The organism is Olsenella sp. HMSC062G07 (genome assembly GCF_001811895.1).
Lineage (GTDB): Bacteria > Actinomycetota > Coriobacteriia > Coriobacteriales > Atopobiaceae > Olsenella_F > Olsenella_F massiliensis.
The window spans coordinates 1091755-1103996 of sequence record NZ_KV806951.1 but is presented as its reverse complement, the minus strand read 5'-3'; the positions used below and the strand labels follow the sequence as shown (position 1 = coordinate 1103996).

Genomic DNA, 12242 nt, shown 5'->3' with positions numbered 1-12242 from the left:
GGGGGGCTGGTGGAGGACCCCTGCCAAAAGCGCAACGCCGCCGGCGCCACGAACGCGCTCGTGGCGGCTCAGATGGCCCTGGCGGGCGTCAGGGCGACGGCGCCGCTTGATGAGACGGTCGAGGCCATGCGCAGGGTGGGGCAGAGCCTTCCCTTCGAGCTGCGCGAAACGGCGCTTGGCGGCATGGCCGCCTGTCCCAGCTGTCGCGCCCGCTGCGGGAGGTAGGCGCGGCCCCGTGGCGGGCTGACGACGCGTCCACGTCCGAGCTGAGGGCGCCGGCCGTCCGGCGCCTCGGCGGGGCGATTGACGTTGCCGGCCGGATGGCCGGCGTCCGGGTGCCTAGCGGGCCTTGCCGCGGTCGCCGGGGCGGCGCCTGCCGGTGGGGCGGGGAAGCCCTGACGGCTTGTTGCCGGGTCCGTACCCTGCCCTGACATGGCGATGTGACGACACGTCCGACCTGCGCCGGGCCTTTCTCGTCCCGTCCGCGCCCTTGCGCGGCGGCGTCGCGTCGCGCCCTGAGGCGGTCTTGTCCTTCGCCCGTGCGGCGGATCCTCCCCTTGCCCCCTTTGCGGGCTTGTTCGAGCCTGCCTTCGCGGTGCCGTGCGGGTGACGCTCACCCCTCTTCTTGCCGAGTGTGCCCTGGGCCTGGCGGTCGGCGAAGGCTCGCCCGACGCGGGGGGCCGTCGCACGCGCCCCGCCCGCCTCCCCGCCGTCGCCTGAGGCCGCGTCCTCGCGCTTTGCCAGGCGCCTCTCGGCCATCTTCTTGCGCGCCTTCTTGCCGGGAAGCCTCTCCGCGGGGTCGCGTCGCGGGTCCAGGAAGGTCCTGAGCGCGGCGTCACCCGCGTCGAGCGCGGCGGCGCGGGGGAAGTCAGGCACCACGCGTTCCATGAGCTGCTCGGCGTCGCGGAGGTCAAGATAGTCGTCCTCGGTCACCAGCGTCAGCGCCCATCCCGCCATGCCGGCGCGACCGGTGCGGCCGATGCGATGGATGTAGTCCTCGGCGTCGCCCGGCACGTCAAAGTTCACGACGTAGGAGACCTCGGGGATGTCGATGCCGCGCGCCAGCACGTCCGTCGCCACAAGGACGTCAATCTCGCCGGCGCGGAAGGCCGCCAGCGCGCGCTCGCGCTGGTTCTGGTTACGATTGCCATGGATGGGCGCGCACGAGAAGCCTCGCTTGCGCAGACGGCGGCAGATGCCGTCAGCACGATGCTTGCCGCGGCAGAAGACGATCACGCGGGCGCTGCCTTCCTGCCTGAGCAGCTGGGCAAGAAGGTCGTTCTTGGCCTTGGGGGCGACGGCCAGGGCGTATTGCTGCACGTTTTCGGCCGCCGTTCCCTTTGGGGCGATCTCCACGCGCACGGGGTTGCGCACGAGCGAGCTCGTGGTCCTCAGCACGTCGTCCGAGAGCGTCGCGGAGAAGAGCAGGGTCTGCCGCTGCGCGGGGCAGCGTCCCACGATGCGCCGGACCGAGGGCAGAAAGCCCATGTCGAGCATGCGGTCAGCCTCGTCAAGCACGAGGACCTGAACATGCGAGAGGTCAGCGTCGCCCTGGTCGATGAGGTCTATGAGGCGCCCCGGTGTCGCCACCAACAGGTCGCATCCCTCATGCAGGGCGCGGCGCTGCGGGCCATAGCTCACGCCGCCCACGAGGACGGCCGTGGTGTGGGAGCTGCGAGCGCAGATGACGCGCGCGGTCTCGTCAATCTGCTGGGCAAGCTCGCGCGTGGGCGTGATCACCAGCACGCTGGGGGCGGGACCGGTCGAGGCGGGGGGGAGCCGGTCGAGCGTGGGCAGTAGGAAGGCCGCCGTCTTTCCCGTGCCGGTCTGGGCTGCCGCCATGACGTCGCGTCCGGCGAGCACCAGGGGAATCGACGCCGCCTGCACGGGCGAGGGACGCTCGTAGCCAAGGTCGTCCACGGTGGCGAGCATCTCGTCCGAGAGGCCGAGTGAGGCAAAGCTGAGGGAAGGTGCCCCGTGGCCACGGTCGGCTGTGGCGGTAGGCTGGTTGTTCATGCAAATCCCAATCTCAAAGGCTTGGATGGCGGGCGGCGCAGACGCTGGGCATGTCGCAGGGTCCGCGCCCGCGCGTCTCAGTGCCGCACGTGGCGTTCGGGCACGGAAGCTGAGGGTGCGAAGTCCTAACGATACCTGATATTGCCCTCAGGGTGTCGTCTTAGGCTGACGCTCCACATTTCTCATCATGCGATGGCGGTCCTTGTCCTGAGCCGTCTTCAGGCCATGCGCACCATGAGCTGCAGCCCCATGGCGATCATCCAGACGTAGGCGCAGGTCTTGGGAATCATGAGCATACCCACCTGCGGATGGCTGCGGCTCCAAATCGTCACGGGCACGTAGCAGGCAAAGCTGATCGCGATGGCAAGGGACATGCGCCACAGGCCCAGGCCGCCCGCGTTGCCGCTGAGGGCAAAGAGGGCGATGAGAACCAGGCCCGTCAGCGCAAAGATCCCGTTTCGCAGCGCGGACAGGCGAACGTTGCCCTCGGCATGCTGCCAGTTGTTGCTTGGGCTCAGGCATACGGCGATGCGCGCCAGCGCCGTCACCCAGATGATGACGGGCGCGGCAAGGGGAAGCGACATCTGGGGAAAGAGCGCGCGCCAGATGTAGTACAGCAGCACGTAGAAGGCCGTCATCGTGATGGACGACACCTGCAGGCCCAGGCCCAGGCGCGCCTTCGTGCGCTCGTCGCTGCCACGCAGGGCCCGCATGATGCGAGGCACCAGATGAAAGGCGTCTCCCGCCCCCAGAAGGAAGGTGAGCAGGCCAAAGAGCACAAAGACGGGACGCCCTGCCGCGCCCGCAAAAAACACGATGCCGGCCACGAGGTCAAACGTCAGGTAGAGGATGTCAAAGACGGCCTCGGCGACGTCGGCAACAGAGGGCGTGTACCTGTCGGGGACGTTGGCGGCGTCGTGCTGGTTCGTGATCATGGGCACTCCTTTGCAAACGAGCGAGACAGATGCAAAACAACAGGGCCTCGGGTCGCGGATTGCTCCATAACGGCCGATCTGAGCTGGGCACATGCAAGAGCTTGCACGCACTGCAGCGTACGGCGCACAAGAAGGCCACAGGCGTCTTGTCCGGGAGGGCGCGGGGTCCTGGTCGTGGGGGCTTTTCCTAGCTCCGCGTCCCACGACATGAACAATGTTCATTCTACCCATGACGGGGAAGTCAGTCTGTCAGGGCGCGCCATGAGGACCCATCTTCACAGAAGTGTCAAGGTGTGACGGCACCTTGCGTCGAGTTATGACGGCGCCTTGCGTCGAGTTATGACGGTGCCCCGCGCGAGTTGTGGCGGCGCCGTGCGTCGTTGTCTGCGATGCCGTGCCGAAACGTGCGCCCCCTTAGCCAAAACACGACGAACGTTTCAAAATAGAGCCTTTTCCGCCGACTTTTTGAAACAAATGTCGTGCTTTGGCTACGATGTCGTGCTTTGGCTCCGATGTCGTGCTTTGGCTACGGAGAGCCGTAAGCAGGACGTGCAGGGCCGAGCGGCTGGGGGCGTCGCCCGGGTAGGGCCCCTCTGCCGCGGCGCACGTGACCTTGCCTGCGCGTTGTCGTAGGATGCAGGTGAGCGTCTCCTCCCGCATGCCCCTCGGGGACCGATGGCGCCGCGCCGTCGCAGCCGGCCACGAAAGGACCTGTCCCATGATTCGCTTTGGCATCCTCGGCGCCGGCACCATCGCGCGCCGTTTTGCCCGAAGCCTCTCGAAGGTCGAGGGAGCCGAGCTCGTCGCCGCGAGCCGACGCACGCGCGAGCGGGCGCAGGGGTTTCTTGCCGAGGAGCCCTGCGCGCCGGGCGCCCGTGCCTACGGCAGCCATGAAGCGCTGCTCGCCGACCCCGACATTGATGCCATCTACCTGTCGCTTCCCCATGCGCTGCACCTGCCCTGGGCCCTCAGGGCCATCGAGGCGGGCAAGGCGGTCCTGTGCGAGAAGCCCGCCATGCTCACGGCCGCGGACATGTCCCGCGTGGCCAGCCTGGCGCGTGGGCGGGGCGTCCTGTTCATGGAGGCCATGAAGCCCCGCTTCGTGCCCCTTCATGAGGCCTTGCTCGACGCCCTTGACGAGTTAGGCGACATCTCGTATGTGAGCGCGTCGCTCTGCAACGACGTCCTCGCCAGCCTGCGCGGCACGGGCAGCTATCATCTGACGCCCGGCCCGGGGTCGGGCGTGCTGTTGGACTGCGGCGTCTACTGCGCCTCGTGGATCGAGGAAATCCTGGGCGAGAAGCCCCGCCTTAGGCACGTCGACTGCCGCCGCGTGGACGCCATCGACGTCTACGTGGACGCGCGCCTGGAGTGGGGAAGCACCGACCTGCGGCTGGAGTGCGCGTTTGATCGCGCAACGCCTCGTGCGCTTACGGTGGTGGGCAGCCTCGGCACGTTGGTCGTGGAGGACCTCCATCGCCCGCAGGCGGCCTCCCTGGCACTCTGGGGCAAACAGCCTCGGCGCATCGAGACGCCCTATGAGGTGGATGACTTCCACGGGGAGATACGCCACTTCACGTCCCTGATGCGCGAGGGTATGACGGAGTCCCCCCTCATGACGCTGGAAGACTCCATCTGCACGGCGGCGCTGCTGGATGACATCAGGCTGAGCATCGATTTGACGTGAGGCCGTGCGACGCGGGCATTTCTGGCATGACGGGAATCATGGAGGTGAGCTCATGGGCGACCTGACAAAAAACAGAGGCGACGTCGAGGCGGGCCTGGCGCGCCTGCGCGGGCTTCTTGCTCCTGACGAGCGACTCAGGGAGGAGGTCGCGCGACGTCGGACCGCCTGGGAGGGGTCGATCTTCTCGGCGGAGCTCCTTGACGTGTCCCTGCCGGACGGCAGCCCGTCCGTTCGCGAGGTCGCGCGACACCATGGGGGCGCGGGCGTCTGCGTGGTGCGTGACGGCCGCATCTGCCTCGTGCGCCAGTGGCGCGTGGCCCTTGCCGCCATGACTTTGGAGATCCCGGCCGGCAAGCTTGACCCGAACGAGGACCCGCGCGCCTGCGCGGCGCGGGAGCTCTTTGAGGAGACGGGCCTTACGGCGCGCTCGTTGGAGCTCGTGGCGACCTCGGTGGGCTCCCCCGGCTTCAGCGACGAGACGACCCGCGTGTTCAGGGCGGTGGGGCCGCACGCGCCCACGACCGCAGGCGAGTCGGACGGCGCTCCGGTGGCCCATCCTGACGAGGGGGAGTTCGTGGACGTGTGCTGGGTCCCGCTCGACGTCGCCCTTGCCGCCGTCGGGAGGGGTCTCATCACCGACGCAAAGACCATCATCGCCATTTACGATAGCGTGTACCGGGACGGCAGGCGTGGGGCGTTTGGGCCACGTTCGCAGCGCATGTGACCCTGTCGTCCGGATCCCGGCGACCACGACGTTTGGAGGCAGACCATGAACAGCGAGCTGTTTGGCGACAACCAGGAGAGGGACCCCTTGCGAGACCTCATCTTCATGGAGCCCGTCTTCCATGAGAAGATCTGGGGCGGACGCCGACTTGAGACTGACTTTGGCTACGACTTGCCCGCAGGCCCCATCGGGGAGTGCTGGGCCATCTCGGCCCACCCTCACGGCGACTGCCAGGTGAAGATCGGCGCCTTTGCGGGCCGTCTCCTCTCAAAGCTGTGGGACGAGCACCCCGAGCTCTTTGGGGGGACGCCGGAGGGCCAGTTTCCCCTGCTCGTGAAGATCATCGACGCCAACGAGGACCTCTCCATCCAGGTCCACCCCGATGACGTCTACGCGGCAAGGCACGAGGGAGGCTCCCTGGGCAAGATGGAGTGCTGGTACGTGCTGCACGCCGAGCCTGGCACCACGATCGTCGTGGGGCAGCGCGCCGTCTCGCGCGAGGAGTGCGCGCGGCTCATGGACGAGGGTCGCTGGGGGGAGCTGGTCAACGAGCTTCCCGTGCATGCGGGCGACTTCTTCCAGATTGCCCCGGGGACCCTCCATGCCATCAAGGGGGGAACGCTCATCCTCGAGACCCAGCAGTCCTCCGACGTCACCTATCGCGTCTATGACTACGACCGCGTCCAGGACGACGGTACCAGGCGGGAGCTTCACCTGTCCCAGGCGCTCGACGTCATCGACTACGCCCTGCCGCCCATCACCTCCGGCACCATCACGAGGCCCGAGCTGGGCGGCGTCACGCTGCTGGAGTCCTGCCCGCGCTACAAGGTGTGGCGCGTGCGCGTGGACGGCGCGACCGCCATGCTGGCGCCGCAGCGCTTTTACTGCGCGAGCGTCATCGAGGGCGAGGGGGTTGCCTCCGGTCACGAGGTCGAGAAGGGCGATCACTTCGTCGTCCCCGCAGGCCATGGGTCCCTGCAGCTTGAGGGTCACATGCAGCTGATCGTGTCGTCCGTGGCATGACGGCGCCCCACGTGTCGAGGGGCGACCGTGAGGGATGACGCCAAGGTCATGCGCGGGGGACGGCCGTCCCGTGCGTCAGAGTTCGGTTGCTTCGTGCTATGATGACGACGCTCGCTCCCTTAGCTCAGCTGGATAGAGCGTCGGTCTTCTAAACCGTAGGTCAGGCGTTCGAATCGCCTAGGGAGCACCACACGTGAGCGCCCGCCCGCCCCTAGGGACGGGCGGGTTTTTGTGGCGCCTGAACGCCGGTCGCCCTGGATCGAAACGTTGGCAGCCCTGGATCGAAACGCCGGTCGCCCCGATGCTGCCGCTACGCGAGACCTGGCCAACGTTTCCGCTCTTGTGGATGATACGCTACCCTTGGGTGGAGCATAATTGCATGTATGCTGTCCTCGGAAGGAGCTCACGTTGATTTACACCGTCACGCTAAATCCTGCCATCGACTATGTGATGCATCCCCTCACGCTTGACATGGGCTTTACCAACCGTTCGTCCACCGAGGAGCTCTACGTCGGCGGCAACGGCATCAACGTCTCCACGCTCCTCAACGAGATCAAGGTCGCCAACATCGCCTTTGGCATCGTGGCCGGCTTCACGGGCGACTATCTGGTCAAGACGATGCAGAAGAACGGCGTGGCCTCAAACTTCGTCCGCCTGGACCACGGATTCACGCGCATCAACGTCAAGCTCAACGGAATCGTCATGACCATGGTCAACGGCATGGGCCCCCGCATCTCCGAGAGGAAGGTGGACGAGCTGCTCGAGCGCATCGACTACATCGGCACGGGCGACACGCTCGTGCTCACGGGCTCCATTCCCAAGTCCCTGCCCGAGGACATGTACGACGTCATCATGAAGCGCCTTGAGGGTCGCGGCGTGCGCTTCGTCGTTGACGCGCCCGGCAACCTCCTGCTCGAGTCGCTCCCGTCTCGCCCCTTCCTCATCAAGCCCAACAACCACGAGGTCGGTCGCATCTTTGACGCCCGCCCCGAGACCCCTGAGGAGTGCGTGCCGTACGCCCAGGAGCTGCAGAAGCGCGGAGCGCAGAACGTGATCGTCTCCTGCGGCGGCCATGGGTCTCTCCTCCTTGACGAGAACGGCGAGGTCCACATCGTTCCCACCGCAAAGATTCGCCTGGTCAACGCCACGGGTGCCGGCGACTCCATGGTCGCGGGGTTCGTGGCGAAGACGCAGGAGGGCGCGACGTACGAGGAGGCGCTGCGCTTTGCCTCTGCTTGCGGCACGGCGACCGCCGCGAGCAAGAGCATCGCCAAGCGCCCCACCATCGACAAGGTCTACGCCGCCCTCACCAAGGTCATCGAAGGACAGGGGAGGTAGGGCTCCGCACGGGCATCATCGCGGTCCCGCAAGATCGCGCTCATAGCACGACACGTACGGCGTTCCATGCAATCTTCGACAGGAGGGTCCCATGTACAAAGGAGTCAACGCATCCGACGGCTTCGGCATCGGCGTCGCGCAGGTGGCCGTAGCGCCAGATCTTTCGTTCACCCCGACCAGCCCAAAGGACGCCCAGAAGGAGAAGGAGCGCTACGAGGCGGCTCTGGCCAAGTTCGTCGAGCAGACCAACGCGCAGATTGAGCGCATGGTCGTCTCCATCGGCGAGGAGGCCGCACTCATCATGGGCGCCCACATCGAGTTTGCCCAGGACGAGGGCATCAAGGAGATGGTCAGCGGCTCCATCGACGCCGGCATGTGCGCCGAGCAGGCCGTGAGCGAGGCCTATGACCAGTACTACACGATGTTCTCCCAGATGGAGGACGAGCTCTTCCGCGAGCGCGCCGCCGACGTCGCCGACGTCAAGACCGGCCTGCTCGCCGACCTCCTGGGCAAGCAGGTGGTGGACCTCTCGACGCTGCCCGAGAACTCGATCGTCGTCGTGTCCGAGCTCACCCCCTCGATGACCGCCGACATCGACAAGGAGAATGTGGCGGGCATCGTCACCGAGACGGGCGGTCGCACGTCCCACTCCGCCATCATCGCCCGCGCGCTGGAGATTCCCGCCGTCCTCTCGGTCGCCAACGTAACCAAGAACATCAAGACCGGCGACATGGTCATCGTGGACGGCGCCGCCGGCTCCGTCATCGTCACGCCCACCAAGGAGGAGCTTGAGCTCTATCGGGGCAAGGCGCGCGCCTACGCGGAGGACAAGGCGGCCCTTGAGGCGTATCGCGGCAAGAGGACCGTCACGGCCGACGGCGACGAGAAGCTCCTCGTGGCCAACATAGGAAACCCCGACGACGCCAACGTCGCCGCCGAGCACGATGCCGAGGGCGTGGGGCTCTTCCGCTCAGAGTTCCTCTTCATGGACGCCAAGGAGCTTCCGAGCGAGGACGAGCAGTTCGCCGCCTATCAGAAGGTCGCCCTGCGCCTCAAGGGTCAGCCCATCATCATTCGCACGCTCGACGTGGGCGGCGACAAGGAGATCCCGTACCTCAATCTCCGGAAGGAGGAGAACCCCTTCATGGGGTTCCGTGCGGTGCGCTACTGCCTGAACAACCCCGACCAGTACAAGGTCCAGCTCACGGCCCTGCTGCGCGCCTCCGCCTTTGGCGACATCAAGATCATGCTGCCCCTGGTGACCTCCCTTGAGGAGGTCCGCAAGGCCAAGGCGCTCATCGAGGAGTGCAAGCTTGACCTTGACCAGCGTGGAGTCTCGTATAACAAGGACATCGAGGTCGGCACCATGATCGAGACGCCCGCCGCCTCGCTCATCGCCGACGACCTGGCCGCGGAGTGCGACTTCTTCTCCATCGGCACCAACGACCTCATCGGCTACACCATGTGCGCCGACCGCGGCAACGACCGCGTGGCCTATCTCTACGAGGTCTACCAGCCTGCCGTGCTGCGCTCGCTCAAGCGTATCATCGAGGAGGGCAACAAGAAGGGCATCCTGGTGGGCATGTGCGGCGAGGCTGCTGCTGACCCGCTGCTCATTCCCGTGCTGCTGTCGTTTGGCCTGGGCGAGTTCTCGGTGAGCGCGCCGTCCATCCTGGCGACGCGTCGCACGATCAGCGAGTGGACCAAGGAGGAGGCGGACGCCCTCACCGCAAAGGTCATGACGCTCAAGACGGCCGCCGAGGTCAAGGCGGCACTCCAGGCGGCTGCCAAGTAGAGGCCGGCGACCGCGCGCCGGGTCCAGACCGCCAGGCCAAGTTGCCGGGCCCAGGTCGTCAGGCCGTCGCGCAAGCGCACGAACGCCGTGAAACGTCATGCGACGGGGCATCCGGAACGTCCGGGTGCCCCGCACTTTTGCGCGTCGGGCAGGGAAGGGCGCTACCAGGGGCAGATGGCGGGGGCGATGACGTCAAGGGCGTCAGGCAGCACCCTTACGTCAAAACTGCGGCCCAAAAGCGGCTCGCCGTCCACCTGACAGGGGGGCTCCTCTCCCACGAACTCCACGTGGGCACGTGTCAGGCGACCAAGGCGCACGGCGGAAGAGGATGCATGTTTGCCCACGCGCGCGAGGGCAAAGAGGGCCAGCAAGCGTGGCGTGCTGGGGACGAGCACGTTGTAACAGATGTCAAGCAGGCCGTCCGTGGGAACGGCGTCAGGGCAGACGCGAAAGCCGCCTCCGTAGCTGGGGCCGTTCTGGATGGCCATCACCAGGGTCTGCAGCTCCTGGGGTGTGCCCCCGTCGATGGAGAGGCGCGCAGGGTACCCTTGCGACCCCGACGAGAATATCTTGAGGCCAGAGGTGGCAAAGAGGGCCGACCCCCTCTGTCGCGTGTTGGCCTCGCGCCGTCTGGTGGTGTCAAGTGCGATGGCGGCATCGAGCCCAAACGACAACGTCTGCGCCACGTAGGCGGCCTCGCCCGCGTCGCTTGTGACCAACCCGAGGTCAATATGGCGACGTTTTCCCGAGATGATCTGCGCGAGAGCCGTCTCGGCGTCGTTTACGGCGGTGTGCAGGGTGCGCGCAAAGTCGTTACCCGAGCCCATGGGAATGACGGCGAGGGTGGGACGGCTATGACGCGGAAGGGTCATGACGCCGCCCACGGCCTCGTGGATGATGCCGTCGCCCCCTAGGACGACAAGGGTGTCAACGTCCTGAGTCTTTGTCGCGAGCTGCGTGGCGTGCCCTCGGCGCTCAGTCAAAACGAGGTCAAACGAGGTGGTGATGGAGGCGTAGGACTCAAAGAAGCGCTGGACAAAGGCGGCGGCGGCCGCTCCCTTGCCGCTGCGGGCGGTTGGGTTGGCAAGCACGAGGGTCCGGCCGAGCCTGAGGTGAGCCATGGGTGCTCCCGTCAAACGATGGGGGATGTCATGTGCCCATTGTAGGGGAGTGGGTCATCTAAGAGGGGCAAGGAGCGCGGGAGGGCGGAGCGCTCGAAAAGGGGTGACGTTGCATAACAAAAGGGGCTACATTGCATAACCTTGAGCGCGCCGCCGCGTGCCCGCCTCAGTGTTTTTGCAAAACGAGAGGCGCCGCAGCGGCTGCCACGGCGCCCCTCTCGTCAGAACAGCTAATATGACGTGCCAGAGACGCTAGTCCTGCTTGCGCAGCTTGGTGGCGCCGAACAGCGACAGGATGCCAGCGGAGGCAAGGGCGAGCAGGGCCGCCGGGCCGGTCGAGGCGTCAGAGGTCTGCGGAATCTCCTTGGCCATGTGCTTGGGCTTTGCGACTTCCTTCGTGTCCTCGGTCTTCTCCTCAGTCTTCTCCTCGTGCTTGGGAGCGTTCGTCTTGACGGTGACTGTGATGGTGTCGGGGTCGTAGGAGCCGTTGGCCTTGTCCCAGGTGTTCGAATCCTGCTTAGCGGTCCAGTCAAACTTGAACTCATGGGATACAGAGCGACCGTAGAGGGTGACCGTGGCGGTGCTGAAGAACTTGCCCGTGATGGTGCCCGTGATGGTGTGCAGGCCGGGGTCCACCGTCACGGCGTCAAAGGTGAGGCTGAGGTTTGAGGACTCCTTGTTGATCAGTGTGTCATAGAGGTCCTGGAACGTGGCGTACTGGCCGGGGTTGTCAAGCTCCATCGTGACGGTGCGCACGTTGCCGGAGGTGACGACCTTCACGATCTTGTACATCTTGCTGCCCATGAGGACGGTCTCGCCCGTGCCAAACTTCATGCCTTCGGGCAGGGTGAACTCGGCGGTGAAGCTGCTCGTGACGCCGGGCTTCCCCTTCTCGTCCGTGAGCTTGATGTCGCCGTACGTTACGCCATGGTTCTGAAGCTGGGCGGCATAGTCGTCGGCGATGCCCTGAATCTGGTCCTTGATGGGCTGAACCAGGAGGTCAGCCTGGACGGACACGGTATCGCCGGCGTTTGACTCGGGGAAGGAGACATGAGAGGTGTCGTCATTTATCTTCATGTCGCCGGTAAGGACGACGGAGCTGTCTGTCGGGTCTGCGGCGATGCGTGCGACGGGCGCTGCGGGCGCTGCGGGCGCGGGGCTGGCAGGCTGCGCGCTCTCGTCTGCGGTGGCGTCCTCCGCCGCGACGGGAGTGGCGTCAGGCGCCTCTTCGGGAGCGACCTGCTCGGCGGGGGCAGGCTGGACGACGGCTGCGGGCTCGGGCGCCACGGCGGGGTCGGTCGTCTCCGCGAGGGCCATGACCGGCCCAGAGATGGCGAAGGCGATTCCCGTGGCGGCCACGCCGGTGATGATCATCTGTGCACGATTCGAGAACCTTTGACGCTGCATGGCACGCTCCTTAACTGGCCTACATTCAACAGACTTGTTAATACTCCTGCTAATGCAAAAAACATACCAAAAAGTATATAACACTTGCACAACACCATTTGCTACCTTTCAGATAGTGTTGCCAGCCATATTATACACACAAACAGTTCACCGTCAGATATGGCGGTGAGCTGTGTTTTCATGGCCGGTGAGCGGC

The 12242-nt window shown here is 65.9% G+C and carries 10 protein-coding genes and 1 tRNA gene; 7 read left to right on the top strand and 4 right to left on the bottom strand.

From position 1 onward, the window contains the following. The coding region (locus HMPREF2826_RS09460; RefSeq protein WP_210388988.1) for an L-serine ammonia-lyase, iron-sulfur-dependent, subunit alpha at nt 1–225 on the top strand (225 nt) is incomplete at its 5' end. Nucleotides 226–339: 114 nt separating this feature from the next. Here HMPREF2826_RS09460 and HMPREF2826_RS08160 read toward each other — a convergent pair. Then, nucleotides 340–2016 (bottom strand): DEAD/DEAH box helicase, encoded by a 1677-nt coding sequence (locus HMPREF2826_RS08160; RefSeq protein WP_148138363.1) that lies wholly within the window; start codon nt 2014–2016, stop codon nt 340–342. Nucleotides 2017–2234: 218 nt separating this feature from the next. Next, entirely contained in the window at nt 2235–2951 is a 717-nt protein-coding gene (locus HMPREF2826_RS08155; RefSeq protein WP_070640843.1) for a hypothetical protein, read from the bottom strand. A gap of 718 nt (nt 2952–3669) precedes the next feature. Between HMPREF2826_RS08155 and HMPREF2826_RS08150 the strand changes: the two genes are divergently transcribed. The 6 genes from HMPREF2826_RS08150 (at nt 3670) to ptsP (ending at nt 9518) form a co-directional block, all read left to right on the top strand. Next, nucleotides 3670–4638, top strand: coding sequence for a Gfo/Idh/MocA family protein (locus HMPREF2826_RS08150; protein ID WP_070640842.1), 969 nt, complete (start codon nt 3670–3672; stop codon nt 4636–4638). Between the two features lie 52 nt (nt 4639–4690). Beyond that, on the top strand, nt 4691–5362 hold the full coding sequence (locus HMPREF2826_RS08145; protein ID WP_070640839.1) for an NUDIX hydrolase: 672 nt from the start codon (nt 4691–4693) through the stop codon (nt 5360–5362). 45 nt (nt 5363–5407) lie between these two features. Next, complete coding sequence (locus tag HMPREF2826_RS08140) at nt 5408–6385, top strand: type I phosphomannose isomerase catalytic subunit (protein WP_070640838.1); 978 nt, start codon at nt 5408–5410, stop codon at nt 6383–6385. Between the two features lie 113 nt (nt 6386–6498). Then, nucleotides 6499–6575 (top strand) — tRNA-Arg (locus HMPREF2826_RS08135). 218 nt (nt 6576–6793) lie between these two features. Then, nucleotides 6794–7723, top strand: coding sequence for a 1-phosphofructokinase (gene pfkB, locus HMPREF2826_RS08130; RefSeq protein ID WP_070640836.1), 930 nt, complete (start codon nt 6794–6796; stop codon nt 7721–7723). 91 nt (nt 7724–7814) lie between these two features. After that, a complete protein-coding gene (gene ptsP / locus HMPREF2826_RS08125; protein WP_070640833.1) occupies nt 7815–9518 on the top strand; it encodes a phosphoenolpyruvate--protein phosphotransferase in 1704 nt (567 codons plus the stop codon). 161 nt (nt 9519–9679) lie between these two features. Here ptsP and HMPREF2826_RS08120 read toward each other — a convergent pair whose 3' ends face one another. Next, nucleotides 9680–10639, bottom strand: coding sequence for a diacylglycerol/lipid kinase family protein (locus HMPREF2826_RS08120; protein WP_070640831.1), 960 nt, complete (start codon nt 10637–10639; stop codon nt 9680–9682). Nucleotides 10640–10891: 252 nt separating this feature from the next. Next, entirely contained in the window at nt 10892–12046 is a 1155-nt protein-coding gene (locus tag HMPREF2826_RS08115; protein WP_070640829.1) for a hypothetical protein, read from the bottom strand. Nucleotides 12047–12242 lie beyond the last annotated feature (196 nt).

What these genes read in the sequence shown, in the direction of transcription:
- HMPREF2826_RS08160 (WP_148138363.1), bottom strand. Translation starts at nt 2,016, where the DNA reads ATGAACAACCAGCCTACCGCCACAGCCGACCGTGGCCACGGGGCACCT.
- HMPREF2826_RS08155 (WP_070640843.1), bottom strand. Translation starts at nt 2,951, where the DNA reads ATGATCACGAACCAGCACGACGCCGCCAACGTCCCCGACAGGTACACG.
- HMPREF2826_RS08150 (WP_070640842.1), top strand. Translation starts at nt 3,670, where the DNA reads ATGATTCGCTTTGGCATCCTCGGCGCCGGCACCATCGCGCGCCGTTTT.
- HMPREF2826_RS08145 (WP_070640839.1), top strand. Translation starts at nt 4,691, where the DNA reads ATGGGCGACCTGACAAAAAACAGAGGCGACGTCGAGGCGGGCCTGGCG.
- HMPREF2826_RS08140 (WP_070640838.1), top strand. Translation starts at nt 5,408, where the DNA reads ATGAACAGCGAGCTGTTTGGCGACAACCAGGAGAGGGACCCCTTGCGA.
- ptsP (WP_070640833.1), top strand. Translation starts at nt 7,815, where the DNA reads ATGTACAAAGGAGTCAACGCATCCGACGGCTTCGGCATCGGCGTCGCG.
- HMPREF2826_RS08120 (WP_070640831.1), bottom strand. Translation starts at nt 10,639, where the DNA reads ATGGCTCACCTCAGGCTCGGCCGGACCCTCGTGCTTGCCAACCCAACC.
- HMPREF2826_RS08115 (WP_070640829.1), bottom strand. Translation starts at nt 12,046, where the DNA reads ATGCAGCGTCAAAGGTTCTCGAATCGTGCACAGATGATCATCACCGGC.